We start from the raw sequence: 24,484 nt of genomic DNA on the forward strand, positions 1-24,484 counted from the left end.
GGATCAGTCCACCGTCACGTAGTCGGGGCCGGAGTAGCGGCCGGTGGCCAGCTTCTGACGCTGCATCAGCAGGTCGTTCAGGAGCGAGGACGCGCCGAAGCGGAACCAGTGGTTGTCCAGCCAGTCCTCGCCCGCGGTCTCGTTCACCAGGACCAGGAACTTCACGGCGTCCTTGGTGGTGCGGATGCCGCCGGCCGGCTTCACACCGACCTGCACGCCCGTCTGGGCGCGGAAGTCGCGGACGGCCTCCAGCATCAGCAGCGTGTTCGCGGGCGTCGCGTTCACGGCCACCTTGCCGGTGGAGGTCTTGATGAAGTCGGCGCCGGCCAGCATGCCGAGCCAGCTCGCACGCCGGATGTTGTCGTACGTCGAAAGCTCGCCGGTCTCGAAGATGACCTTCAGGCGGGCGGCGCCCGAGGCCTCCTTCACGGCGACGATCTCGTCGTACACCTTCAAGTATCTGCCCGCGAGGAACGCCCCGCGGTCGATGACCATGTCGATCTCGTCGGCGCCCGCGGCGACGGCGTCGCGGACGTCCGCCAGCTTCACGTCGAGCGCGGCGCGGCCGGCCGGGAACGCGGTCGCGACCGAGGCGACCTTCACCCCGGAGCCGGCGACGGCCTCCTTCGCGACGGCCACCATGTCGGGATAGACGCAGACCGCCGCCGTGGTGGGCGTCGTGCGGTCGGTCGGGTCCGGGAGGACCGCCTTGGCGCCGAGCGCCCGGACCTTGCCCGGGGTGTCCGCGCCTTCCAGCGTCGTCAGGTCGACCATCGAGATGGCCAGGTCGATGGCGTACGCCTTCGCGGTGGTCTTGATGGATCGGGTGCCGAGCGATGCGGCTCGCGCCTCCAGGCCGACCGGGTCGACGCCGGGCAGCCCGTGGAGGAAGCGGCGCAGCGTGCTGTCGGACGCGGTCACTTCGCCGAGTGCGTGTGCTGGTGCAGAGGTGGGCATGGTCACCAGACGAGCATATCTACGCGCGTAGCGGCTTGTACAGTCCCGGGGTCCTCCGGGGATTTTTCGCCCGCCGGGGCGGGGTGCCGCATGGCCCTCCGGGCGGTGACCTTGCCAGGCCGCCCCTGTGCCCGCCGGGCGGGGAGCAACGGGAACGGCCCCCACGCCCCCTCGACCAGCCTTCCTTCGCCCCCTCCGCCCCTACCCGTCCCGTACCTGGGGCTCCGCCCCAGTACCCCGCTGCTCAAACGCCGCAGGGGCTGAAACTTGCCCCGCGCCCGAGAAGTGGCCCCCTGGGGCTCCGCCCCAGACCCCGCTCCTCAATCGCCGGAGGGGCTGAAACGTTGCCCCGTACCCGAGAGGTGGGCCCCTGGGGCTCCGCCCCGGACCCCGCTCCTCAATCGCCGGAGGGGCTGAACTTTTCCCCGGCGCACCCGCAGCCGGGATCCGGCGGAGGGGGCCGGTAGGGCGGGTCACCACGACGTGTCCGCAGTCGGCGACGCACGTGAGGGGACGTGCCGGTACATCGATGGCCGTCGCCACTAACGGTCACTTCTCTGCCCGACAGCGGCGGCCTGATGCACCGGCGCGGCCCCGACCCACCCACCGGACCGAAGCCGTGCCCGGACATGACCGCCCCACCGGACCGGGGCCACCCCCCCCGGACGGGATCTATCCGGCCTGGGCGTCGATCTGCCAGCACGCCGCCGTGAAGCGGACCTCCTCGCCGGAGACGTACGGTTCGAACGCCGCGCGGACCGTCGGGACGACCCGGGCCCTCGTCGCCTCGTCCACGTCCCGCAGCGCGATCCCGACCGGCCCGAACCGGCTGAAGTACGGGACCAGCTCCTTCTCGGCCATGACGCACTCCACGTCGACCGCCCGCAGCCCGACCCCGCCCCAGCCCGCCCCCTCCAGCAGCCGCCGCACGCGGCCCGCGTCCGCCAGCGCGAACTGCCCCGGCGCTTCCGGCTCACGCGCCGGCAGACCCGGCAGGAGCGGCGCCGCCGCCCGCTCGGCCGTCGTCATGAACGGGTTCTCCGCGATACCGCGCCAGACGATGAACCGCAGCACGGCGTCGTCCGAAGCCGCCCGCCGCAGATTGGCGAACGCCCGCAGCGGATCGGAGAAGAACATGACCCCGAAACGGGAGACGACCGCGTCGAAGACCCCGGCCGGCTCGAAGACGTGATCCTGCGCGTCGGCGCGAAGGAACGAGACGGCCCCCGCACCCTCCCCCTCCTCCCGCCCGGCCCGCACCCGAGCCGCCTCCACCATCGGCTCCGAGATGTCCACGCCGACACACCGCCCCCCGGCCCCCAGCCGTCGAGCGATCGCCACCGTCGTCCCGCCCGTCCCGCAGCCGACGTCGAGAACCCGTCCCCCCTGCCCGGCCGGAAACGTCCCGACGAGCAGCTCCTCCAGCGGCGCGAACAACGCGTCCACCATGTCCTGGGCCCCGACCCAGGCGTTCCCGGACGGCCCGTTCCACCGCGCGGCCTGCTCGTCGCCCACCGTGCCCCCCGCTCCGCGATCGGATCCCATCACGCCTCCTGTGGTTGCCCTCACGGCCTGGAGATGACACCGTCCTACTTCAAGCCGACTTGAGGTCAAGACGATGCCGGATCTGGATATCGCCGAAGTGGCACGCCGCGCCGGAGTGCCCGCTTCGACCCTGCGGTACTACGAGGAGAAGGGGCTCATCGCCCCGACGGGCAGACGCGGTCTGCGCCGGCAGTACGACCCAGCCGTGCTCGAACGGCTCGCACTCATCGCGATGGGCCGCTCCGCCGGGTTCTCCCTGGACGAGATCGGCCGGATGTTCGCGCCGGACGGACGCCCCCGCATCGACCCCCGTGCCCTGCTCGGCAAGGCCGACGAACTGGACCGGACGATCCGGGAGCTGGAGGTCCTGCGCGACTCCCTGCGGCACACCGCCGCCTGCCCCGCGCCCAGCCACATGGAGTGCCCGACGTTCCGCCGGATCATCGGCGCGGTCGTGTCCGGCGCGGTCGCGGTGCCGGGCAGGCGGGCGGCGCGGACTCCTTCGCGACCATAGCGAGACCCGACCGAGCTCAAGCCCGCGGCGCGCGTCGTGCACAATCGGGACCATGACGACCCCCGACCACCAGTCACCCCTTCCGGACGCCTCGCGACCCGAGGCCAGGGACCGGATCTACCGGTCGCCCGCCGGTATCGCGGGCGGCGTCCTCCTGCTCCTCATCGTGGGCTGGCTCGGCTTCGACGCGCTGGTCTCCGGCCACGGCCGCACCCCCTGGCTGGCGCTCGCCGGACTGATCCTCATCGTTCCGGTCGTGGCCGCGTTCACCCTGCGCCCCGCCGTCTACGCCAACGAGGACCGGCTGCGCATCCGCAACCCGCTGCGCGTGATCGTGCTCCCCTGGAGCAAGGTCGCCTCGCTGCGGTCGCACTACTCGAACGAGGTGGTCGACGCCTCGGGCACGAAGTACCAGCTCTGGGCGGTGCCCGTGTCGCTGCGGGCCCGCAAGAAGGCGGCCCGGCAGGCGCAGGGCGCGGCCGGCCGCGGGGGCGGCAGTCGCTCCTTGTCGCTGGGCCGCGCGTCCGCCTTCGGCGGCAGCCCCGCCACGGACGCACCGGTCCGCCCCGAGACCGACCGGATCATGGACGATCTGCGCGAGCTCGCCGAGAACCGTGCCGCCGCGGAGGGCGCGCAGGGAGAGGTCACGGTGCGCTGGGCGTACGAGGTGATCGGCCCCGCGCTGGCCGGCCTCGTGGTCCTGGCCATCCTGCTGGCCGTGGGCTGACGCGGTGACGGGCACCCGGTGCTCCCCCTCCCTCTCTGAGGGCCGGCAAGGAGCCACCGGGCCCACCCGAAAGCCGGTGCCCTAGGGCGCACTCGGCCACACCAGGACCATGTACGCGCCGCAGTAGGCCGAACCGAGGACCGCCGCCGTCAGGAACAGCGTCCGCAGGCGGCGGGACGCGCGCGCCAGGTACAGGGCCAGGGGGAGCAGCAGCGGGAAGCCCGGGAGCAGGAAGCGGGCCCGCGGGAAGTAGACGCCGCCGCTGCCGAGGACGATCAGCAGCAGGATGCCGGTGAGGACGAGCAGCGGGACCGGCTGGCGATCGCCCACGGAGAGCGCGTACAGCGCCACGGCCGCCAGCAGGGTCACGGTCACCATCACCAGGAACAGCTCGGGCGAGGAGTTCTGCGCGAGGACCTCCCGCAGCCGGCGCACGGTCTCCGCGCCGCCGTCCCACTCGTTGTGCCACAGCCGCTGCACGGCGAAGTAGCCGTCCCAGCGGCCCAGCCTGTGACCCACCCAGCCGACGTACGCGAGCCAGCCGGCCGGGGCCAGGACGACCGCGGCGAGCGCGCGGACACGGAAGCCGCGCCGCAGCGACAGCAGCGCGGCCACGGCCACGGCGGCGGCCACCGCGACACCGGTCGGCCGGGTGAGCCCCGCCAGCGAGGCGAGCGAGGCGGCCCACAGCAGCCGGCCGGTGAGCGCCGCGTACAGCGCCCACGCGGTGAACGCGGTGAACAGCGACTCCGTGTAGCCCATCCACTGGACCAGACCCACCGGCAGGGCCGCCCACAGCACGGTCAGCAGCACGCCCACCCGGCGGCCGTGCAGATGGCTGCCCACCGCGTGGACGCCCCACGCGGCGACGAAGGAGCACACGACCGCGATCGCCAGCCCGGTCGAGGCGCGCGAGCCGGGGGTCACGGCCGCGACGGCCTTGACGAGGACCGGGTAGAGCGGGAAGAAGGCCAGGTTGTTCGCGTCGAACGCGGTGCCGAGATGGCGTGCGTAACCGTGGTCGGCGATGCCGAGGTACCAGTCCGCGTCCCACTGGGCCGCCAGGATCGGCCAGACGCCGTGATGTCTGCGGTGCGCCCAGAGCGCGAGGGTGAGCAGTCCGGCGAGACGGACGGCCGCGTAGGCGGTGAGGGCGGGGGCCGCGTGCCGCAGACCGGCGCGGACCCGGGCGGGGAGACCGGTCGCGCGGTGCGCGCGCCGGGCGGCCGGGACGCCGGGGACGGCCTCGCCCGGGTCGCTTCGGGGCGGGGCGGACGTCGGCCGGGAATCGGTCGAGGGCACGCGGCGGCTCCTGGGACTCGATGGTGCGCTGCCGGTAACCGTTCCTCGGTCGTCCGGTGGCGCACGGGAGCGCTGCGTCAACTGCCCTGCGGAAATCACCCGTAAGAAGGGTAGGAGGCGACGGAACGCCACCTCCCACCAGAGCACTGCTTTCACCGAAGAGCACTGCTCCTACTGGAGAGCACCGCTCTCCCCGGAGAGTGCTGCTCCCACTGGAATGCACCGCCCTCCCTGGAGAGCGCTGCGCCTACTGGGAAGCACCGCTCTCCCTAAAGAGCACCGCTCCTCCCAGCAAGCGCCGCCCTCGCCGGAGAGCACCGCTCTCACCCCGAAGCACCGCTCCTACCGGAGAGCAGCACTCCCGGCCAGAAGCCCCGCTCGCACCGGAGAGCACCGCTCTCACCCGGAAGCACCGCTCCTATCGGAGAGCACCGCTCCCACCCAGAAGCACCGCTCTCCCCAGAGAGCACCGCTCGCACCGAAGAGCACCGCTCCCACCCCGGAGCATCGACTCAGATGCCGGCCGCCGCCGACAGGTCCCGCTTGATCGCCGACAGCAGCTCGGCCGCCTTCGCGTGCGCCGCCGGAAGCTCGTCGTGGCCGCCGACGGGCACCACGACCTCCAGGTAGCACTTCAGCTTCGGCTCGGTGCCGCTCGGCCGGACGATGACCCGCGCGCCGTCCAGGGTGTAGCGCAGGCCGTCCGTGGGCGGCAGTTTGTCCGTCCCCCGGGTCAGGTCCTCGGCCCGGGTGATGGCGAGGCCGGCGAGCTCCGTGGGCGGCTGCTCGCGCAGCCGTCGCATGGCGTCCGCGATGACCGAGAGGTCCTCCACCCGCACCGAGAGCTGGTCGGTGGCGTGCAGCCCGTACGCGACGGCGATGTCGTCGAGGAGATCCAGCAGGGTCCGGCCCTGCTCCTTGAGCTCCGAGGCCAGCTCGGTGATCAGGAGGGCCGCGGTGATGCCGTCCTTGTCGCGTACGCCCTCGGGGTCGACGCAGTAGCCGAGCGCCTCCTCGTACCCGAAGCGCAGTCCCTCGACGCGGGCGATCCACTTGAAGCCGGTGAGCGTCTCCTCGTACGGCAGGCCGGCGCCCTCGGCGATCCGGCCGAGCAGCGAGGAGGAGACGATCGACTCGGCGAAGACACCGCGCGCCCCGCGCCGCACCAGGTGCTCGGCGAGCAGCGCGCCGACCTCGTCGCCCCGCAGCATGCGCCAGTCGGCGCCGGCCTTCACGGCCACGGCGCACCGGTCGGCGTCCGGGTCGTTGGCGATGATCAGGTCGGGTTCCGCCGCGCGGGCCGCCGCGAAGGCGAGGTCCATCGCGCCGGGCTCCTCCGGGTTGGGGAACGCGACGGTCGGGAAGTCCGGGTCGGGCTCGGCCTGCTCGGCGACGAGCACCGGCTCCGGGAACCCGGCCCGGGCGAAGGCCGCGAGCAGCACGTCCTTGCCGACGCCGTGCATCGCCGTGTAGACGGTACGGGCCGTGCGCGGCGAGCCCTCGGCGAGGACGGCGTCCGTACGGGCCAGGTAGGCGTCCAGGACTTCCTCGCCGAGGGTCTCCCAGCCGGAGTCGGGGCGGGGCACGTCGGCCAGCGCGCGGACCGCGTCGATCCCGGCGGCGATCTCCGCGTCGGCCGGCGGGACGATCTGCGAGCCGTCGCCGAGGTAGACCTTGTAGCCGTTGTCCCGGGGCGGGTTGTGGCTGGCGGTGACCTCCACGCCCGCGACCGCGCCGAGGTGCCGTATGGCGTAGGCGAGGACGGGGGTGGGCAGCGGCCGGGACAGGACGGCGGCCCGCAGGCCCGCGCCCGTCATCACGGCCGCCGTGTCGCGGGCGAAGTCGGCGGACTTGTGGCGGGCGTCGTAGCCGATCACCACGAGTCCGCCGGTCTGCCCCTTGGCCTTGAGGTAGGCGGCGAGTCCGGCCGCGGCCCGGATGACCACGCTGCGGTTCATCCGCATCGGCCCCGCGCCGAGCTCACCGCGCAGACCCGCGGTGCCGAACTGGAGCGTCCCGCTGAAGCGGGCGGTCAGCTCGGCGACGTCCTGCGCCTCGACGAGCTTGGCGAGTTCGTCACGGGTCTCCGCGTCGGGGTCCTCGGCCAGCCACGCCTCGGCCCGCGCGACGATGTCGTCCTGCACCTGGGGTGCACCTCTCTTCGGTCGTACGGCTTCCGTGTGCCCGGGTCGTTCAGCCCCCGGCCCCGGGGACGCGCGACCCTGTCGCCTACAGACGATCCAGCACCTGGGTCAGGAGTTCCCCCATGCGCGCGGCCGAGTCGCGGCCCGCCTGGAGGACTTCCTCGTGGTTCAGGGGCTCGCCCGTCATGCCGGCGGCGAGGTTGGTGACGAGGGAGATGCCGAGCACCTCGGCGCCCGCCTCGCGCGCGGCGATGGCCTCGAGCGTCGTCGACATGCCCACCAGGTCGGCGCCGATGACACGGGCCATCCGGATCTCGGCGGGGGTCTCGTAGTGCGGGCCGGGGAACTGCGCGTAGACGCCCTCCTCCAGGGAGGGGTCCACCTCCTTGCACAGCGCGCGCAGCCGCGGCGAGTACAGGTCGGTGAGGTCGACGAAGTTCGCGCCGACGATCGGCGAGGTGGCCGTCAGGTTGATGTGGTCGCTGATCAGCACGGGCTGACCGGGGCGCATGCCCTCGCGCAGACCGCCGCAGCCGTTGGTGAGCACGATGGTCTTGCAGCCGGCGGCGACGGCGGTACGGACACCGTGCGCGACGGCGGCGACGCCGCGGCCCTCGTAGAAGTGGGTACGGCCGAGGAAGACCAGGGCGCGCTTGTCGCCGATCCGGTACGAGCGGATCTTGCCGCCGTGCCCCTCGACCGCCGGCGGCGGGAAGCCGGGCAGCTCGGTGACGGGGAACTCGGCCTCGGGGGTACCGAGGGCGTCCACCGCGGGGGCCCAGCCGGAGCCCATCACGAGGGCCACGTCGTGGGTCTCGGCGCCCGTCAGCTCACGCAGGCGCGTGGCGGCGGCGTCGGCGGCGGCGTGCGGGTCGCCCTGGATGTCGTCCGGAAGAAGAGATGCGTTCACGCGCAAGAGCGTAGCCGGTTTGTGCCTACGCGCGTAGATGACAGTGCTCACGGTCTTGCGATCGTTGTCTTGTCGTTTCCGACAAATGCGCGAGGCGGACGGAGCTGTGAGACCGCTGTGAGGTCACCACGAGGCTCCCGGCGCGAGGGGGCGGGACGGGCGCGCGGGTGGGGGACACGCCGCGGCGCGGCGGGGCGACGAGTGCGCCCTCGCCACGGAGCGGGACGGCCGGACGGGTGCGGGAAGACGCCGCGGAGCGGCGGGGATTCCCTCGCGGAGCGGCGGGGCGCGCCGGTGGAGCGGGCGTCAGCAGGGACGCTTGCGGAGCTCCATGACGTAGTCGTGCGGCGCCCCCGCGGACTCGGCGGCGTCCGCGATCTCGCCCAGATAACGCGCCGAGGGCAGTCCCCCCTCGTACCCGTTCAGTACGTAGACCCACGCGCCCTCCTCACCCTCCAGTGTGTGCACACGTACACGCATCCGGCGGTAGACGTCGAGGCCGACGCCCTCCCAGCGGTCCATGGAGTCCTCGTCCAGCGGGGCGATGTCGTACAGCGCCACGAAGACCTGGGACCGCGGCGCCTCGACGATCGTGGCCAGCGCCCCCTCCCAGCCCATGTGCTCGCCGCCGAAGGTCAGCCGCCAGCCGTTCAGCCAGCCCGTCGCGCGCAGCGGCGAATGCGGGGCGCGGCGCGTCATGAGCCGCGGGTCGAGATTGCCGGCGTACGCGGCGTAGAGCGACATGTGGTCGAGGGTACGTCAGCGGCACGCGGGCCTCTCGCGTAACAAAGTGGCTCGGATGCGCCGGACTCGGGGCCCCTGGGCGGAAGCACCTTGAAGCGTGCGGGACAATGGAGTACGTGACTCGGATCGTGATCATCGGTGGCGGACCCGGCGGATATGAAGCGGCGCTGGTGGCCGCGCAGCTCGGCGCGGAGGTGACCGTCGTCGACTGCGACGGTCTCGGCGGGGCGTCGGTGCTCACCGACTGCGTGCCGTCGAAGACTCTCATCGCCACGGCCGAGGTGATGACGACCTTCGACTCCTCGTACGAGGAGCTGGGGATCATCGTCGCCGACGACACCCCGCACGTGGAGCAGGCCGCCCGTGTGGTCGGTGTCGACCTCGGCAAGGTCAACCGCCGTGTGAAGCGCCTCGCGCTCGCCCAGTCGCACGACATCACCGCCTCGGTGACCCGTGCCGGCGCCCGGGTCCTGCGGGGCCGCGGACGCCTGGAGGGCATGCAGTCCCTGGACGGCTCCCGCAAGGTCGTCGTGAGCGCCGCGGACGGCACCGAGGAGACCCTCACCGCCGACGCCGTGCTCATCGCCACCGGCGGGCACCCGCGCGAGCTGCCCGACGCGCAGCCGGACGGCGAGCGCATCCTGAACTGGACCCAGGTCTACGACCTCGACGAGCTGCCCGAGGAGCTCATCGTGGTCGGTTCCGGTGTCACCGGTGCCGAGTTCGCCGGCGCCTACCAGGCGCTCGGCTCCCGCGTCACCCTCGTCTCCAGCCGCGACCGCGTGCTGCCGGGCGAGGACCCGGACGCCGCCGCCGTCCTGGAGGACGTCTTCCGCCGCCGCGGCATGAACGTCATGGCCCGTTCCCGCGCCGAGTCCGCCAAGCGCGTCGGCGACCGGGTCGAGGTCACGCTCGCCGACGGCCGGGTCATCAGCGGCACGCACTGCCTGATGGCCGTGGGCGCCATCCCGAACAGCAGCGGGATGGGCCTGGAGGAGGCCGGCGTCAAGGTCCGCGACTCCGGGCACATCTGGACCGACAAGGTCTCGCGCACCACCGCCCCGGGCGTGTACGCGGCCGGTGACGTGACGGGCGTCTTCGCCCTCGCGTCCGTCGCCGCCATGCAGGGCCGCATCGCCATGTACCACTTCCTCGGCGACGCGGTGGCCCCGCTGAACCTGAAGACGGTCTCCTCGAACGTCTTCACCGACCCCGAGATCGCCACGGTCGGCTACACGCAGGCGGACGTCGACGGGGGCAAGATCGACGCCCGGGTCGTGAAGCTGCCGCTGCTGCGCAACCCGCGCGCCAAGATGCAGGGCATCCGCGACGGCTTCGTCAAGATCTTCTGCCGCCCCGGCACCGGCATCGTCGTCGGCGGTGTGGTCGTCTCCCCGCGCGCCTCGGAGCTCATCCATCCGATCTCGATCGCGGTCGACAACAATCTGACGGTCGAACAGATCGCGAACGCGTTCACCGTGTACCCGTCCCTGTCCGGCTCGATCGCCGAGGTGGCACGCCAGCTCCACACTCGGAAGACCAACGGCGAGGGCTGACACCTGTGCCGACTCCCCGCTGGTCACAGGGAGTTGGTGGCGCGGCGCGGTGCGGGGATGCCCGGAGTGGGCACGTATACCACTGAGCACCCCGCCATGCGAACAACTTCTGTTATTCGGCGCAAACTGCTGAAAGCAGACGGTCGTTGGGGTTACTGTCAGTTTCGTGTTCGCTGCAGAACGTCGCCAATTGATCCTCGAAATGGTGCGAGCGAATGGGGCCGTGTCGCTCCGTGAGCTCGCCCGCGTCGTCCAGACCTCCGAAGTGACCGTACGGCGGGACGTGCGCGCGCTGGAGGCAGAAGGACTCCTCGACCGCCGGCACGGCGGTGCGGTATTGCCGGGCGGGTTCACGCGGGAGTCCGGCTTTCCGCAGAAATCGCATCTCGCGACCGCCGAGAAGACGGCCATCGCCGATCTCGCCGCGGGTCTCGTCGAAGAGGGCGAAGCCATCGTGGTGGGGGCGGGGACCACCACGCAGGAGCTGGCCCGCCGGCTCGCGCGGGTGCCCGGTCTGACCGTCGTCACCAACTCCCTTCTGGTGGCCCAGGCGTTGGCCCACGCCAACCGCGTGGAGGTCGTGATGACCGGTGGCACCCTGCGCGGTTCCAACTACGCCCTGGTCGGCTCGGGTGCGGAGCAGTCCCTGCAAGGGCTGCGCGTCTCCCGGGCGTTCCTCTCCGGGAGCGGTCTGACCGCCGAGCGCGGACTCTCCACGTCCAACATGCTCTCGGCGTCCGTGGACCGCGCTCTCGTCCAGGCCGCCGCGGAGGTCGTGGTCCTCGCGGACCACACCAAGCTCGGGACGGACACCATGTTCCAGACCGTGCCGACCGACCTCATCACCCGGCTGGTCACGGACGAGCCGCCCGCCCATGACGACCGGGCCGCCACCGAACTGCAGGCACTGGCCGATCAGGGCGTGCAGATCGCGGTGGCCGGGTCATCGGCGTCGGGGGGTGCGGGAGGGGATCCGCTCCCGGCGGGGCGCCAGCCGCGTCGGGACGTACCGCTCCCGGGTCCGCGCCGCGGCCAGGTGGTCCCGGGCTCGGGGCCGCAACTACGGAGCGCGACGGTGATGGGGGACCAGCCCCCGGCCGAACGCGCACGAGTGGCCGATCTGCGACGTCGCTGAGCGACGCCGCGGGACGCCGACGCGGACGGCCGATTCCTTCGGCCGACCGGCTCCACCGGCTCACGGGTCCGGACCGCGAGCCGGGCCGGTTCACGGCGTCGCCCTCCACGGGAGGCCGGTTCACCGCGTCCCGGGGTTCCGCGGACAGGCTGGCTTGAGGCGTCTCGGATCCCGGGGCAGGCCAGCTTGAAGCGTCCCGATCCTGGGGCAGGTCGGCTTGAAGCGTCTCGGGTCCAGGGGTAGGCCGGCTTGAGGCGTCCCGGATCCTGCGGGCACGCCGCCAAGGCGCCCCCGGTTTCCGCGGGCGGGTCGGTCAGGCGTCCCAGTTCCGTGTGGGCAGGCCGGCATGAGGCGTCAGGTCGCCTCAAGGCGTCCCGGTCCTCGCGGGCGGGTGCCTTCACGGCGTCAGGTTCGCCGGGGGCCAGGCCCGTTCAGGGCTTCAGGCCGCGCAGTGTCAGGTTCAGCAGACGGTCGGCCAGCGCGGGGTCGGCCGGCGTCTCCTCTGCCGCCAGCGCGATGGCGTTGGTCAGCTGGAGAAGGTCCCCGATCGACACGTCGGGGCGTACGGCCCCCGCCTCCTGGGCGCGGAGCAGCAGCGCGCCGCCCGCCTCACGCATCGGGCCGCTGCACCGGGCGAGGTGCGAACCGTCGTCCTGCGAGGCCGACATGAGGGCGCGCGCGAGTCCTCGGTACGCACCCGCGTGCGAGACGATCTCGCGCAGCCACTCCACCAGCGCGGTGCACGGCTGCGGAGCGTCGAGCAACTCGCGCGAGCGGGCCAGCAGATCGCTCACGGCGTCCTCGAAGACCGCGCTCATCAGGGCGTGGCGATTGGGGAAGTGCCGGTACAGCGTGCCGATTCCGACGCCCGCGCGCCGGGCCACGTCCTCCAGGGACGCGTCGGTGCCGTGCTCGGCGAACGCCGCCCGCGCCTCCGCGAGCAGCCGTCCGTGGTTGCGCCGGGCGTCCGCCCGCATCACCCGCGGCGCTCCTGGGTCCTGGGCGGGGCCGGACGTCCCGGCCCGCTCCTTCGCGGTCGCGCCCACCATGGCCTCCACCTGCCCTCTCCCACCGTCCGGCTGCGCTCCAGGATGCCACCGGCGGCTCTCGGGCGGACGCCCGCGGGCTCCGGGCCGGACGGCTCGAAGCATCATGGACGGTTGCGCGGGAGGGCGAGCGCCGCCGCGGGCCCGTTCCACCCCGTACGGCGAAGCGCCCGGCGTACCGCGGTCGCGGTCCACCGGGCGCTTCGGAGGCGACAGGACGGGCGCGAAGCCCGTCCGTGCCGATCGGCCCTTGATCTCAGCCCTTGACCTCGGCTGTCGGCCTCAGCCCTCGACTGCGGCCGTCGGCCTCAGTCCCTGGCCTCGGTGCTCGGCCTCGGTGCTCGGTCTCAGTCCTTGATCTCGCAGATGGGGGCGCCGGACGTGACGGAGGCGCCGACCTCCGCGCTCAGGCCCTTGATGGTGCCGGAGCGGTGCGCGTTCAGGGGCTGTTCCATCTTCATGGCCTCGAGGACGACGATCAGGTCGCCCTCCTTGACCTCCTGGCCCTCCTCGACGGCCACCTTGACGATGGTGCCCTGCATCGGGGAGGCGAGGGTGTCGCCCGAGGCGACCGGGCCGGACTTCTTCGCGGCGCGACGCTTGGGCTTGGCGCCGGCGGCCAGACCGGTGCGGGCCAGCGACATGCCCAGCGAGACCGGGAGCGAGACCTCCAGGCGCTTGCCGCCGACCTCGACGACCACCGTCTCGCGGCCGGGCTCGTCGTCGGTCTCGGCGTCGGCCGGGGCGGCGAACGGCTTGATCTCGTTGACGAACTCGGTCTCGATCCAGCGGGTGTGGACCGTGAACGGGTCCTCGGAGCCGGTGAGTTCGGGGGCGAACGCCGGGTCCTCGACCACCGCGCGGTGGAAGGGGATCGCCGTGGCCATGCCCTCGACGGTGAACTCGGCCAGCGCGCGAGCGGCGCGCTGCAGGGCCTGCTTGCGGGTGGCGCCGGTGACGATCAGCTTGGCGAGCAGGGAGTCCCAGGCCGGGCCGATGACACTGCCGGACTCGACACCCGCGTCCAGCCGGACACCGGGGCCGGTCGGCGCGGCGAAGGCCGTGACCGTGCCGGGGGCGGGCAGGAAGTTGCGGCCCGGGTCCTCGCCGTTGATGCGGAACTCGATGGAGTGGCCGCGCAGTTCGGGATCGCCGTAGCCCAGCTCCTCGCCGTCCGCGATGCGGAACATCTCGCGGACCAGGTCGATGCCGGCGACCTCCTCGGTGACCGGGTGCTCGACCTGCAGGCGGGTGTTGACCTCCAGGAAGGAGATCGTGCCGTCCATGCCGACCAGGAACTCCACGGTTCCCGCGCCGACGTAGCCGGCCTCCTTCAGGATCGCCTTGGAGGACGCGTACAGCTCCGCCACCTGCGCCTCGGAGAGGAACGGGGCGGGAGCCTCCTCGACCAGCTTCTGGTGGCGGCGCTGGAGCGAGCAGTCACGGGTGGAGACGACGACCACGTTGCCGTGCTGGTCGGCCAGGCACTGGGTCTCCACGTGCCGGGGCTTGTCGAGGTAGCGCTCCACGAAGCACTCGCCGCGCCCGAAGGCCGCGACGGCCTCGCGCACCGCCGAGTCGTACAGCTCCGGTACCTCTTCCAGGGTGCGGGCGACCTTCAGGCCGCGTCCGCCGCCGCCGAAGGCGGCCTTGATCGCGATCGGCAGACCGTGCTGCTCGGCGAACGCGACGACCTCCTCGGCACCCGAGACCGGATCCGGGGTGCCGGCCACCAGCGGCGCGCCCGCGCGCTGCGCGATGTGCCGGGCGGCGACCTTGTCACCCAGGTCGCGGATCGCCTGCGGCGGCGGACCGATCCAGATCAGGCCCGCGTCGAGAACGGCCTGGGCGAAGTCCGCGTTCTCCGAAAGGAAGCCGTAACCCGGATGGATGGCATCCGCGCCCGAGTCCTTGGCGGCCTGCAGCACCTTGGCGAAGTCCAGGTAACTGGAGGCCGGAGTGTCACCGCCCAGCGCGAACGCCTCGTCCGCCGCACGGACATGCAGAGCGTCCCGGTCCGGTTCCGCATACACGGCAACGCTCGCGATCCCGGCATCCCGACATGCTCGGGCCACGCGGACAGCGATTTCGCCACGGTTGGCGATGAGCACCTTGCGCACGATGGCTCCCTCCTTGAAAACAAGCCGAGTTTAGGGACAGCCAACACGACACTTCGAGCTGTCCCCAGTGGTGAGCTTGCCCACACGGAGCGTGATACGAGGCTCGCCCTACCCGCGAAAACCCTTGTCGTGCCAAGGCACGCGGGAATCCTTCCCTGAACCCTAGCCCTCCGGTGTGGCCAAGGTCTCTGTGACTCCGTGCTGCGGCCCACAACGATTCTTTGTCGAGTCCCTACGAATGGCCCAACGATTCTTTGCCCTGGGCGGAACCCTTGTCCCTGGGTTTACCCGTTAGTAGCGTTCGGGATGTCTGAGTCGTACTTGGGGTAACAGCACGCGGAAGTGGGTGGGGCCGGTGGTACGGAGACCGCTGGTGTGGGTGGCGGCGATCGTGCTTTTCGTGGAGGCGATAGGTATCGCTCTCCTCAACTGGTTCCTCGGGGTGGTGGTCGACCGCCAGGACATGTCCATGGCCGGGCTCGACTCCGACATGATGGCGCGGTCGTCGAAGATCGGCGGACTGGTCTTCGGCCTCTACTTCCTGGCCTGTGCCGTGTCGGCCCTGCTGGTCGCGCTCCGGCAGCGCCCCCCGGGCGTGTTCGGGCGTGTCCTGCTGATCAGCGCCGCCGTGGTGCACGTCCTGCTGGGCGCCTTCACGGTGGGCCTGGTGGGCTGGGGAGCATTCACCTTCATGATGGTGGGGCTCGCGTTGATCGTGTTCACCCTTCTGGCGTACGACGGCCGCGAGACCGGCCCCGTCGACGCCGCGCCGGAGGCCGGCGGAACGGGTGACGGCGAGGGCGACGCGGCCGACGCCGGGGACACGGGAGCCGACGGGAGCGCCGACGCGGACGAGAGCACCCGTGCGGGCGAAGGCGTCGCCGCGGGGACCGTCGACCTGGGGAAGGCCGCCGAGCCGAAGGGTGCCGAGGCTGCGAGCGTCGAGGCCGTGGACGCCGTCGAGCAGGAACCCGCGGTCGCGGCGGCGGCTCCTTCGGCCTCCTGACGGCCTCCCGCCGCTCTCCCGGCTTCTCCGGCCGCCCTCGGGCGTTCCGGCGACGCCGTCCCCGGGTGCCGGGGCGCTCAGGCGTGCCCGGAGTCGGGTGCGCCGACGTCCGGGTGGCCTCGGAGGTGCCTTGCCGTGCCTGGCGGCTCGGGCGCCTGAGCGGCAGGGCGTCCGGGGCCTTAGACGTGCCGGCGGCCGGGTGTCCGGAGTTCTGAGCTACGGACGCACGGATCCACGGATGCGCGGACGCACCGATGCGCGGACGCTCGGCGTACGGGCGTGTCCGTGCCTCAACCACCCCGTGCCGTACGGGGGCGTGTCCGCGTCTCAACCACCCGTGCCGTGCGGGGCACGCGACCGCGTCTCAACCGCCCCGTGTCGCTGCGGGACCCATCCGTTGATCAACCACCCTGTGCCGTAAGGACGTTCCCGGAGTGGCCGGGCCGCGGGTCGTGTTGGCCGGGCGCCCGGGGCCGTGGTTCTCAGGCCTCCCTGGGTGTCCACAACTCCGTGATGCCCACGCCCAGTTCGCGCAGCAGCCGGCGGATCAGCGGCAGTGAGATGCCGATGACGTTGCCGTGGTCGCCGTCGATGCCCTCGATGAAGGGAGCCGAGCGGCCGTCCAGGGTGAACGCGCCCGCCACGTGCAGGGGTTCGCCCGAGGCGACGTACGCGGCGACCTCCTCGTCGGTGGGTTCGCCGAAGCGGACCACGGTCGAGGCGATCGCGGACTCCCACCGCTTCTGCGCGGTGTCCCAGACGCAGTGCCCCGTCTGGAGCGTGCCCGCCCGGCCGCGCATCGCCTTCCAGCGCGCGGTGGCCTCCTCGGCGTCGGCGGGCTTGCCGAGCGCCTGGCCGTCCAGGTCCAGCACCGAGTCGCAGCCGATCACCAGCGCGCCCTGGACCTCGGGGCGCGCCGCCACGACGGACGCCTTCGCCTCGGCCAGCGCGAGGGCCAGTTCGGCGGGGGTCGGAGCGGTGACGGCGTCCTCGTCGAACCCGCTGACGATCACCTCGGGGTCGAGTCCGGCCTGCCGCAGCAGATTGAGCCGGGCGGGAGACTGGGAGGCGAGGACGAGACGGCGGCGCGGCTGATCGGTCATGCGATCAGGGTATCGGCGCCGATCCGCCCGTGCCTCGGCTGCCGGGCAGGTTCAGCGGACGCCCACCAGGATCATGGCGACCACCATGGCCAGCGCCAGGAGAACGCCCAGGCGCCGCAGCATGTCCTGCATGTCGCGGAGATCCTCGGGGGGTTCGTTCTCGGGGTCGGACCACAGCATGCTCCCGATCGTGCGACGGGAGGGCCCTTCGGCGCCTGAGTACCCGTACTCAACTTGCGGACATCCTGTGAAACCGAGATGCCCCCGTGGACAGGGTCCACGGGGGCATCAAGGGGTGTCGCGTGCCGGCGCGGGCTAGCCCGGCCAGTAGCTGCGGCCCCACGACGTCGGGCCCGGCTGCGGGAGCCGGTGCGCGGCGATGCGGGCGGGGTCGGACCAGGAGTCACGCGGTCCGGACGCGCCGGACGGGGCGGACGCCACCGCCGCGGCGCGTGCGCGGACCACCGCCAGTGCGGCGGCCAGCTCCTCCGGGGTCGGATTGCCCCGTACGACCTTGATCGTCATGTCTGCTCCCAGGATCCGGGTCTGCGGGGGGTTCTAGAGCGGGATGTTGCCGTGCTTCTTCGGAGGCAGTGATGCCCGCTTCGTGCGGAGCTGACGCAGACCGCGTACGACGTGGGAGCGGGTCTGCGACGGCATGATCACGCCGTCGATGTAGCCGCGCTCGGCCGCCGTGTAGGGGTTCAGCAGCGTGTCCTCGTACTCCTGGATCAGCCGGGCCCGGGTCGCGTCCTGGTCCTCGGCGGCCGCGATGGTGCGGCGGTGCAGGATGTTCACCGCGCCCTGCGCGCCCATGACCGCGATCTGGGAGGTGGGCCAGGCCAGGTTGAGGTCGGCGCCCAGGTGCTTGGAGCCCATGACGTCGTAGGCGCCGCCGAAGGCCTTGCGGGTGATGATCGTGATCAGCGGGACGGTCGCCTCGGCGTACGCGTAGATCAGCTTGGCGCCGCGGCGGATGATGCCCGTGTGCTCCTGGTCGACGCCCGGGAGGAAGCCGGGCACGTCCACGAAGGTCAGGACGGGCACGTTGAACGCGTCGCAGGTCCGCACGAACCGCGCGGCCTTCTCGCTCGCGTCGATGTCCAGACAACCGGCGAACTGCATCGGCTGGTTGGCGACGATGCCGACCGGGTGGCCCTCGACCCGGCCGAAGCCGGTGAGGATGTTCGGCGCGAACAGCGGCTGCGTCTCGAAGAACTCGGCGTCGTCCAGGACGTGTTCGATCACCGCGTGCATGTCGTACGGCTGGTTCGCGCTGTCCGGCACGATCGTGTCCAGCTCGCGGTCCTCGTCCGTGAGGGCGAGGTCCGCCTCCTCCGGGAACACCGGGGGCTCGCTGAGGTTGTTGGACGGCAGGTACGACAGGAGCTGCTTGACGTACTCGATCGCGTCCTTCTCGTCGCCCGCCATGTGATGGGCCACACCCGACACGGCGTTGTGCGTCCGGGCGCCGCCCAGCTCCTCGAAGCCGACGTCCTCACCGGTCACCGTCTTGATGACGTCCGGTCCCGTGATGAACATGTGCGAGGTCTGATCGACCATCACCGTGAAGTCCGTGATGGCCGGCGAGTACACCGCGCCGCCCGCGCAGGGGCCGACGACCAGGCTGATCTGCGGGATGACACCCGAGGCGTGCACGTTGCGGCGGAAGATCTCGCCGTACATGCCGAGAGCGCTGACGCCCTCCTGGATCCGGGCGCCGCCCGAGTCGTTGATGCCGATGACCGGGCAGCCGGTCTTCAGCGCGAAGTCCATCACCTTCATGATCTTCTGGCCGAAGACCTCGCCGAGAGCACCGCCGAACACGGTGAAGTCCTGGGAGAACACGGCGACCGGGCGGCCGTCGACGGTGCCGTAGCCGGTGACCACACCGTCGCCGTACGGGCGGTTCTTCTCCAGTCCGAAGTCGGTCGACCGGTGCCGCGCGAACTCGTCGAACTCCACGAAGGAACCGTCGTCCATCAGCAGTTCGATGCGCTCACGAGCCGTCAACTTGCCCTTGGCGTGCTGCTTTTCGACGGCGCGCTCCGAGCCGGCGTGCGTCGCTTCCTGGATGCGGCGCTGCAGATCCGCGAGCTTGCCCGCGGTGGTGTGGATGTCGGGGTGGTGCAGCTCTTCCGGCTCGGACATCGGGTTGCGGCTCCCTGCCTGATCTAAGGGGACGTGAGGGTGACTGCTCGGAAAACGCGGTGCTCAGAAGCGGGTGCTCAGAAGGGGGGCTTGCTACTCATCCGTAGCGTAGTGGCGGGCCTACCGATCGGCAGTGCGGCGTTTACCACACCTAGGCTGGGTTGCATGACGCCGCGAGATGCAGCAGACGCGAACGACAACCGGTGGTCCGACCTGGACCGCCCGCCGCTGAAAGGGGCCGCCCTGCGCAGGGCGCTGGTCCGCGACGGCGGCCTGTGGTGCGACGTGGAGGTGGTGGAACGGACCGGGTCGACCAACACCGACCTGGCCGCGCTCGTCACCGGTGAGAAGGGAGCCGACGAGGGTGCCGTCCTCGTCGCCGAGGAACAGAACGCCGGGCGCGGACGCCTGGACCGCCAGTGGACCGCTCCGGCCCGCTCCGGCCTCTTCTTCTCCGTGGTGCTGAAGCCCGCCGGAGTCCCCGTCGAACGCTGGGGCTGGCTGCCGCTTCTCACCGGAGTCGCCGTCGCCACGGCCCTCTCGCGCTCCGCCGGGGTCGACACGGCACTCAAGTGGCCCAACGACCTGCTGGTCACCGTGGACGGTGAGGAACGCAAGGCCGGCGGCATCCTCGCCGAGCGCGCGGGAAGCGACGCGGTCGTCGTCGGGATCGGCGTGAACGTCTCGCTCCGCGCCGACGAACTGCCCGTGCCCGGCGCCGGATCGCTGGTGATGGCGGGCGCGACGACCACGGACCGTGACACCGTGCTGCGGGCCGTGCTGCGCTCCCTGGAGCAGTGGTACGTGCGCTGGCGGGACGCGGGCGGCGACCCCGTCGCCTCCGGCCTCCAGGAGACGTACGCGGCGGGCTGCGCGACGCTCGGACGCTCGGTGCGGGCCGAACTGCCCGGCGGCCGCGCGGTCGTCGGTGAGGCGGTGGCCCTGGACGGGGACGGCCGGCTCGTCATCGCGACCGCGGACGGCACCCGGGAGCCGGTGGGGGCCGGAGACGTGGTGCACCTGCGCCCCGCCTGAGCCGGCGCCCCGACGCACGCCATGACCCGACACCCGACGCGCGCTCCGAAGCACGCCATGACCCGACACCCCGACGCACGCCATGGCGCGACGCCCCGACGCGTCACGCCCCGACCGGGCGCCGGGAGGCCCGGCGGCCCGGTGCGGCGGGTGGGGCGGGGTGTGGGCCGGCGGGGGCGTGGGGCGGCACGGGACGGCGAGTGGTCCAGTCCTTCGGCGCCGTCGTCGGCCCCGGTCCCGCCATCGGGAGTGAGCCAGCGCACACCTGCCGTAGAGTTGAGCGCGGTCGAACCTGACCACGGCAGATCGGAAGGGCAGCAGGAGTGACCGTCGACGACACCGGCTCCGGCACGGGTGCCCACCCCGCCCCCGGCGGCGAGCCCGGCCGTACGGCCGGGCCGGTCACGGACGCGACATCCGCACGGGCCGCCGCGGCCGGCGAGGCCCGGCAGGACGCCCGTCCCGACGCCGGGACCGGCACCCGCCCGAACCACCCGAACCACCGTCCGGACGACCGCCAGGACGCGGGAGGCGGCCGTCCCGGGGACGACCGCTACGCCACGGGCAGCGACCCCCGCGGGGACGGCCAGGGCGGCGGTGCGCGGCCGGACGTCCGGCCCGACGCACGCCACGAGGCGAACGGCCGGGTGGACCCCCAGGCCGAACCGGAATCCGAGGACGACCCGCTCGCGCTGCGCCTGGAGGGGCTGATCCTCGGCGCCGAGCGGCGGTACACCCCGTTCCAGGCGGCCCGCAGCGCGGGCGTCTCCATGGAGCTGGCCTCCCGTTTCTGGCGGGCCATGGGCTTCGCGGACATCGGCCAGGCCAAGGCGCTGACCGAGGCCGACGTGCTGGCCCTGCGCCGCCTCGCCGGTCTCGTCGAGGCGGGCCTGCTGAGCGAGGCCATGGCCGTGCAGGTCGCCCGCTCCACGGGACAGACCACCGCCCGTCTGGCCGAATGGCAGATCGATTCCTTCCTGGAGGGCCTGACCGAGCCCCCGGAGCCGGGAATGACCCGCACCGAGGTCACGTACCCCCTGATCGAACTGCTCCTGCCCGAGCTGGAGGAGTTCCTCGTCTACGTCTGGCGCCGTCAGCTCGCCGCGGCCACCGGCCGGGTCGTGCAGGCGGCGGACGACGAGGAGATGGTCGACCGCCGTCTCGCCGTCGGCTTCGCCGACCTGGTCGGCTTCACGCGGCTGACGCGCCGCATGGAGGAGGAGGAGCTCGGCGAGCTCGTCGAGGCCTTCGAGACCACCGCGGCCGACCTGGTCGCCGCCCACGGGGGCCGGCTCATCAAGACCCTCGGCGACGAGGTGCTCTACTCCGCGGACGACGCCGGTGTCGCCGCCGAGATCGCGCTGCGGCTCATCGAAACGATGGCCAACGACGAGACCATGCCGGAGCTGCGCGTCGGCATCGCCTTCGGCACGGTCACCACCCGGATGGGCGATGTGTTCGGTACGACCGTGAACCTGGCGAGCCGGCTCACCTCGATAGCGCCGCGCGACGCCGTCCTCGTCGACGGCGCGTTCGCCGAGGAGCTGACCCGCACCGGTGACGCGCCCGCCTCCGAGGCGGAGGCCGCCGAGGCGGCGGCCGCGGCGGAGAAGGAGGGCGAGGAACCCCCCTCGTACCGTTTCGCGCTCCAGCCGATGTGGCAGCGGCCCGTCCGAGGTCTCGGCGTCATCGAGCCGTGGCTGCTGGCCCGCCGGTCCGACGACGCGTAGCCCCTCGCGGTTACCGCGCGGTGCCGCCGCCGGTCACTGTCCGTCCTGGCCCGACGACAGCAGCCCGTTCACGCAGATCCCCACGATCGGTACGCACACGCCCGGCTGCTGGTGGCCCGGTGCCGTGGCGCTCGGGCTCGGGGACGGGGTGTGCCGCGGCACCTCGGCGGGCGCCGTGGCCGCCGGTGTCGGCCGCGCGGGCGGCGGTGTCGTCGCGGGGGCCGTGGGGATGCCGGTGGTGCCCGGTGCCGTGGCGGCGGGGGCCGCGCCACGGGCCGTCGGTGCCGTGGCGGCCGGTGTCCGGACCGACGCCGGGACCCCGCTCGTGTCCGAGGTGGGTGCCGGGCTCGTCCCGCCCATCGCGGGGCTCGCCGGTGCGGCTCCGGCCCGTGTGGGTGTGGGCATCGCCGCGACGGTGGGGACGGCGTCGTCCGCCTTGCCGTTGTCCGTGGCCGTCGCGACCGGTTCGGCCTCCGCGTTGCCGCCGCCCGCGCTGCCGGTCACCGCGTCCGGCGTCATCCGGGTGAGGCTCAGCACCCCCGCGGCGAGCGCGAGCCCTCCCGCGGCGAAGAGCACCCGGCGCCTGCGGGGCTTGCGGTGCCGGCCCCGGACGGTACGCAGCCGGACGGGTGCGGGCTCGTCGTCGACGGACGTGTACGCGGTGCCGCTCGCGCCCCCGGCCCGCGGCGCCGGAACGATCCCTCGCCCCCGACCAGCACCCTCCGCCCCCGGAACACCTACCGAACCCCCGTCCACAGGGGCCCCGCTTCGAGCTTCCGAACCCGCACCCCCGGCTCCCCGAGCCGCAGTCCGGGCCTCCGAACCCACACCCCCGATGTCCCGGGTCGCACCCGGGCATTCCTGGGTCACGGGCCCAGCCTCGGGAGCCACAGCCTTGGTTCCCTGAGGTACGGCCCGGCTTTCCCGGGCCGCACCCCGGGTTTCCCGGACCAGGGCCCCAGCTTCCTGAGCCACGGCCTTGGTTTCCTGAGAAACGACCCCGATTTCCCGGGCCGCACCCCGGGTTTCCCGGGCCAGGGCCCCAGCCTCCGGAGCCAGGGTCTTGGTTTCCCGGGTCTCAGCCTGGGCTTCCCTAGCCGTGGTCCCGGCTTCCGGAGCCGCACGCCCGGTTTCCCGGGCCGCACCCCCGGCTTCCAGGGCCTGTGTCACGGCCTCCTGGGTGTCCGGTGCGGGTGCCCGCTTTTCGGCCGCCTGCGCCCCGGCTCCCGGCGCCTGCGCCCCGGCCTTCCGCGTCTGCGTCGCGGTCTCCTGGGCCCGTGTCCCGGCTTTCGTTCCGTGGGTGCTCGGCGCCGCCCCGGTGGCGGGGGCCCAGACCTTCGCGGCTCTGTCCGGCGTTCCGACGGCGGGCGTCTTCGCGGTGGGCGCGTCCTGGGCGGCGGCGTCGGGCGGCGCGGGGGCGCGCATCGCCCTGCTGAGCGGCTTGACGCGGATCCACCGGGTGTCCGCCGGTGCCGTCCCGGCGGCCGGGGACGCGGCGGACCCGGTCCGCGCGGCGGCCGCCGTCGTGGAGTCGGACCGCCGCTCGGGCGAGGCGCCCGCCCCGGCGGTGGCCTCGGAGGCCGTCCGCTGGGCCGGCGGCCGCGTGAGTGCGGGTCGCGGCCCCGGCCGGGTGCTGGTGGCCTGCGGTGTTTCGCGGTTCGTCATGGTCGTCCCTCCCCGGTGAGCCGGTGTCCCTGGTGCGCTGCGGCGGTGCGCAGGTTATGCACCCGCTGAGGGCGGCGAAACGAAGTTCGACGACATGTCACTCGAACGGGGAGGTACGTCCCGAGGGGGCGGGTTTCGCCGGACGGCCCCGGCTGCGATGATCGGGGCGTCGATTGTTAACCCGCGTTAACCGGGAGGGTGTCATGGCGCAGCACGAGGCGGACCAGGTGGCGGAGCCGGGGGAGCGGAGGTTCGGTGAGTTCGTGGCCGTGCGGCGGCACGGGCATGTCGCCGAGCTGGTCCTCGACCGGCCGAAGGCCATGAACGCCGTGTCAACGGACATGGCGCGGTCGATCGCCGGCGCCTGCGACGCCCTCGCCGCGGACCGGGACGTACGCGTGGTCGTCCTGACCTCCACGCACGAGCGTGCCTTCTGCGTCGGCGCCGACCTGAAGGAGCGGAACTCCTTCACGGACGCCGAACTGGTACGGCAGCGGCCCCTGGCGCGAGCCGCGTACACCGGCGTCCTGGAACTGCCGATGCCGACCGTCGCCGCCGTCCACGGCTTCGCGCTGGGCGGCGGGTTCGAGCTGGCGCTGTCCTGCGACCTGATCGTGGCCGACCGTTCCGCGGTCGTCGGACTGCCCGAGGTGTCCGTCGGCGTGATTCCCGGCGGTGGCGGCACGCAGCTTCTGCCGCGCCGGGTCGGGGCCGCGCGCGCGGCCGAGCTCATCTTCTCGGCACGGCGTCTGGAGGCCGCCGAGGCGCGGGAGTTGGGGCTGGTGGACGAGCTGGTGGAGGCGGGGCGGGACACGGCGGAAGCGCTCGCCCTGGCCGCCCGTATCGCCGCCAACTCGCCGGTCGGCCTGCGCGCCGCGAAGCGGGCGCTGCGCCTCGGCCACGGACTCGACCTGCGGGCCGGTCTGGAGGTCGAGGACGCGGCCTGGCGGTCGGTCGCCTTCTCCGGGGACCGTGCGGAGGGGGTCGCCGCGTTCAACGAGAAGCGCAAGCCGGAGTGGCCGGGGGAGTAGTCCCGGGATCCGGACCTCGCCGGACGTACCCCTGTTCGCCCCGCCGATATCCCAATTGTGGGC

At 72.8% G+C, this 24,484-nt stretch carries 22 protein-coding genes; 9 read left to right on the forward strand and 13 right to left on the reverse strand.

Features of this window, described 5'->3' with window-relative positions; all coding sequences use genetic code 11:
* Window positions 1-3: 3 nt before the first annotated feature.
* Window positions 4-957: a deoxyribose-phosphate aldolase gene (deoC, locus tag ACFYYF_RS07270; RefSeq protein WP_388772973.1), complete on the reverse strand. Its 954-nt coding sequence runs from the start codon at window positions 955-957 to the stop codon at window positions 4-6.
* A 672-nt stretch (window positions 958-1,629) separates the two neighbouring features.
* Window positions 1,630-2,502, reverse strand: coding sequence for a class I SAM-dependent methyltransferase (locus ACFYYF_RS07275; RefSeq protein ID WP_388772299.1), 873 nt, complete (start codon window positions 2,500-2,502; stop codon window positions 1,630-1,632).
* 73 nt (window positions 2,503-2,575) lie between these two features.
* Between ACFYYF_RS07275 and ACFYYF_RS07280 the strand changes: the two genes are divergently transcribed.
* Window positions 2,576-3,016, forward strand: coding sequence for a helix-turn-helix domain-containing protein (locus ACFYYF_RS07280; protein WP_388772301.1), 441 nt, complete (start codon window positions 2,576-2,578; stop codon window positions 3,014-3,016).
* A 52-nt stretch (window positions 3,017-3,068) separates the two neighbouring features.
* The gene (locus tag ACFYYF_RS07285) at window positions 3,069-3,743 is read left to right on the forward strand and encodes a PH domain-containing protein (RefSeq protein WP_388772303.1); all 675 of its coding nucleotides are present in this window, start codon (window positions 3,069-3,071) and stop codon (window positions 3,741-3,743) included.
* Between the two features lie 81 nt (window positions 3,744-3,824).
* Here the strand turns inward: ACFYYF_RS07285 and ACFYYF_RS07290 are convergent, their stop codons facing one another.
* The 4 genes from ACFYYF_RS07290 to ACFYYF_RS07305 form a co-directional block, all read right to left on the reverse strand.
* A complete protein-coding gene (locus ACFYYF_RS07290) occupies window positions 3,825-5,045 on the reverse strand; it encodes a hypothetical protein (protein WP_388772306.1) in 1,221 nt (406 codons plus the stop codon).
* Between the two features lie 512 nt (window positions 5,046-5,557).
* The gene (locus ACFYYF_RS07295; protein WP_361691398.1) at window positions 5,558-7,189 is read right to left on the reverse strand and encodes a phospho-sugar mutase; all 1,632 of its coding nucleotides are present in this window, start codon (window positions 7,187-7,189) and stop codon (window positions 5,558-5,560) included.
* A gap of 85 nt (window positions 7,190-7,274) precedes the next feature.
* Entirely contained in the window at window positions 7,275-8,099 is an 825-nt protein-coding gene (locus ACFYYF_RS07300) for a purine-nucleoside phosphorylase (RefSeq protein ID WP_361691395.1), read from the reverse strand.
* 306 nt (window positions 8,100-8,405) lie between these two features.
* Entirely contained in the window at window positions 8,406-8,843 is a 438-nt protein-coding gene (locus tag ACFYYF_RS07305; RefSeq protein WP_361691392.1) for a gamma-glutamylcyclotransferase, read from the reverse strand.
* Between the two features lie 107 nt (window positions 8,844-8,950).
* Between ACFYYF_RS07305 and ACFYYF_RS07310 the strand changes: the two genes are divergently transcribed.
* Together ACFYYF_RS07310 and ACFYYF_RS07315 are read left to right on the forward strand one after the other, a co-directional pair.
* A complete protein-coding gene (locus ACFYYF_RS07310) occupies window positions 8,951-10,399 on the forward strand; it encodes an NAD(P)H-quinone dehydrogenase (protein ID WP_388772310.1) in 1,449 nt (482 codons plus the stop codon).
* A 166-nt stretch (window positions 10,400-10,565) separates the two neighbouring features.
* Entirely contained in the window at window positions 10,566-11,534 is a 969-nt protein-coding gene (locus ACFYYF_RS07315; RefSeq protein ID WP_361691386.1) for a DeoR/GlpR family DNA-binding transcription regulator, read from the forward strand.
* A 431-nt stretch (window positions 11,535-11,965) separates the two neighbouring features.
* Here the strand turns inward: ACFYYF_RS07315 and ACFYYF_RS07320 are convergent, their stop codons facing one another.
* Window positions 11,966-12,583 (reverse strand): TetR/AcrR family transcriptional regulator, encoded by a 618-nt coding sequence (locus ACFYYF_RS07320; RefSeq protein WP_388772314.1) that lies wholly within the window; start codon window positions 12,581-12,583, stop codon window positions 11,966-11,968.
* A 344-nt stretch (window positions 12,584-12,927) separates the two neighbouring features.
* Window positions 12,928-14,700 (reverse strand): biotin carboxylase N-terminal domain-containing protein, encoded by a 1,773-nt coding sequence (locus ACFYYF_RS07325; RefSeq protein WP_361691383.1) that lies wholly within the window; start codon window positions 14,698-14,700, stop codon window positions 12,928-12,930.
* A 400-nt stretch (window positions 14,701-15,100) separates the two neighbouring features.
* Between ACFYYF_RS07325 and ACFYYF_RS07330 the strand changes: the two genes are divergently transcribed.
* Complete coding sequence (locus ACFYYF_RS07330; protein ID WP_388772317.1) at window positions 15,101-15,706, forward strand: hypothetical protein; 606 nt, start codon at window positions 15,101-15,103, stop codon at window positions 15,704-15,706.
* A 482-nt stretch (window positions 15,707-16,188) separates the two neighbouring features.
* On the opposite strand, the gene ACFYYF_RS07335 is transcribed toward ACFYYF_RS07330, so the two are convergent.
* The 4 genes from ACFYYF_RS07335 to ACFYYF_RS07350 all read right to left on the reverse strand — a co-directional run bounded on the left by ACFYYF_RS07335 (window position 16,189) and on the right by ACFYYF_RS07350 (window position 18,960).
* Window positions 16,189-16,809, reverse strand: a complete 621-nt coding sequence (locus ACFYYF_RS07335) for a nucleoside triphosphate pyrophosphatase (protein WP_361691377.1) — start codon at window positions 16,807-16,809, stop codon at window positions 16,189-16,191.
* A 51-nt stretch (window positions 16,810-16,860) separates the two neighbouring features.
* On the reverse strand, window positions 16,861-16,989 hold the full coding sequence (mmpB, locus tag ACFYYF_RS07340; protein ID WP_388772321.1) for a morphogenic membrane protein MmpB: 129 nt from the start codon (window positions 16,987-16,989) through the stop codon (window positions 16,861-16,863).
* A 135-nt stretch (window positions 16,990-17,124) separates the two neighbouring features.
* The gene (locus ACFYYF_RS07345) at window positions 17,125-17,334 is read right to left on the reverse strand and encodes an acyl-CoA carboxylase epsilon subunit (RefSeq protein WP_103554379.1); all 210 of its coding nucleotides are present in this window, start codon (window positions 17,332-17,334) and stop codon (window positions 17,125-17,127) included.
* A 33-nt stretch (window positions 17,335-17,367) separates the two neighbouring features.
* Window positions 17,368-18,960: an acyl-CoA carboxylase subunit beta gene (locus ACFYYF_RS07350; RefSeq protein ID WP_361691371.1), complete on the reverse strand. Its 1,593-nt coding sequence runs from the start codon at window positions 18,958-18,960 to the stop codon at window positions 17,368-17,370.
* Between the two features lie 165 nt (window positions 18,961-19,125).
* Here ACFYYF_RS07350 and ACFYYF_RS07355 point away from each other — a divergent pair, with 165 nt between their 5' ends.
* Together ACFYYF_RS07355 and ACFYYF_RS07360 are read left to right on the forward strand one after the other, a co-directional pair.
* Window positions 19,126-19,995: a biotin--[acetyl-CoA-carboxylase] ligase gene (locus tag ACFYYF_RS07355; RefSeq protein WP_388772325.1), complete on the forward strand. Its 870-nt coding sequence runs from the start codon at window positions 19,126-19,128 to the stop codon at window positions 19,993-19,995.
* Window positions 19,996-20,318: 323 nt separating this feature from the next.
* The gene (locus ACFYYF_RS07360) at window positions 20,319-21,725 is read left to right on the forward strand and encodes an adenylate/guanylate cyclase domain-containing protein (protein ID WP_388772327.1); all 1,407 of its coding nucleotides are present in this window, start codon (window positions 20,319-20,321) and stop codon (window positions 21,723-21,725) included.
* 33 nt (window positions 21,726-21,758) lie between these two features.
* Here the strand turns inward: ACFYYF_RS07360 and ACFYYF_RS07365 are convergent, their stop codons facing one another.
* Window positions 21,759-22,301, reverse strand: coding sequence for a hypothetical protein (locus tag ACFYYF_RS07365; protein ID WP_388772330.1), 543 nt, complete (start codon window positions 22,299-22,301; stop codon window positions 21,759-21,761).
* Between the two features lie 724 nt (window positions 22,302-23,025).
* On the opposite strand from ACFYYF_RS07365, the gene ACFYYF_RS07370 reads away from it, so the two are divergent.
* Together ACFYYF_RS07370 and ACFYYF_RS07375 are read left to right on the forward strand one after the other, a co-directional pair.
* Window positions 23,026-23,409: a hypothetical protein gene (locus ACFYYF_RS07370; protein ID WP_388772332.1), complete on the forward strand. Its 384-nt coding sequence runs from the start codon at window positions 23,026-23,028 to the stop codon at window positions 23,407-23,409.
* A gap of 184 nt (window positions 23,410-23,593) precedes the next feature.
* Window positions 23,594-24,421, forward strand: coding sequence for an enoyl-CoA hydratase-related protein (locus tag ACFYYF_RS07375; RefSeq protein ID WP_361691356.1), 828 nt, complete (start codon window positions 23,594-23,596; stop codon window positions 24,419-24,421).
* Window positions 24,422-24,484: the final 63 nt, after the last annotated feature.

This window comes from Streptomyces sp. NPDC001914 (assembly GCF_042891215.1).
Taxonomy (GTDB): Bacteria; Actinomycetota; Actinomycetes; order Streptomycetales; family Streptomycetaceae; genus Streptomyces.

What these genes read in the sequence shown, in the direction of transcription:
- ACFYYF_RS07280 (WP_388772301.1), top strand. Translation starts at nt 2,576, where the DNA reads ATGCCGGATCTGGATATCGCCGAAGTGGCACGCCGCGCCGGAGTGCCC.
- ACFYYF_RS07310 (WP_388772310.1), top strand. Translation starts at nt 8,951, where the DNA reads ATGGAGTACGTGACTCGGATCGTGATCATCGGTGGCGGACCCGGCGGA.
- deoC (WP_388772973.1), bottom strand. Translation starts at nt 957, where the DNA reads ATGCCCACCTCTGCACCAGCACACGCACTCGGCGAAGTGACCGCGTCC.
- ACFYYF_RS07350 (WP_361691371.1), bottom strand. Translation starts at nt 18,960, where the DNA reads ATGTCCGAGCCGGAAGAGCTGCACCACCCCGACATCCACACCACCGCG.
- ACFYYF_RS07320 (WP_388772314.1), bottom strand. Translation starts at nt 12,583, where the DNA reads ATGGTGGGCGCGACCGCGAAGGAGCGGGCCGGGACGTCCGGCCCCGCC.
- ACFYYF_RS07275 (WP_388772299.1), bottom strand. Translation starts at nt 2,502, where the DNA reads ATGGGATCCGATCGCGGAGCGGGGGGCACGGTGGGCGACGAGCAGGCC.
- ACFYYF_RS07335 (WP_361691377.1), bottom strand. Translation starts at nt 16,809, where the DNA reads ATGACCGATCAGCCGCGCCGCCGTCTCGTCCTCGCCTCCCAGTCTCCC.
- ACFYYF_RS07305 (WP_361691392.1), bottom strand. Translation starts at nt 8,843, where the DNA reads ATGTCGCTCTACGCCGCGTACGCCGGCAATCTCGACCCGCGGCTCATG.
- ACFYYF_RS07285 (WP_388772303.1), top strand. Translation starts at nt 3,069, where the DNA reads ATGACGACCCCCGACCACCAGTCACCCCTTCCGGACGCCTCGCGACCC.
- ACFYYF_RS07375 (WP_361691356.1), top strand. Translation starts at nt 23,594, where the DNA reads ATGGCGCAGCACGAGGCGGACCAGGTGGCGGAGCCGGGGGAGCGGAGG.
- ACFYYF_RS07345 (WP_103554379.1), bottom strand. Translation starts at nt 17,334, where the DNA reads ATGACGATCAAGGTCGTACGGGGCAATCCGACCCCGGAGGAGCTGGCC.
- mmpB (WP_388772321.1), bottom strand. Translation starts at nt 16,989, where the DNA reads ATGCTGTGGTCCGACCCCGAGAACGAACCCCCCGAGGATCTCCGCGAC.
- ACFYYF_RS07355 (WP_388772325.1), top strand. Translation starts at nt 19,126, where the DNA reads ATGACGCCGCGAGATGCAGCAGACGCGAACGACAACCGGTGGTCCGAC.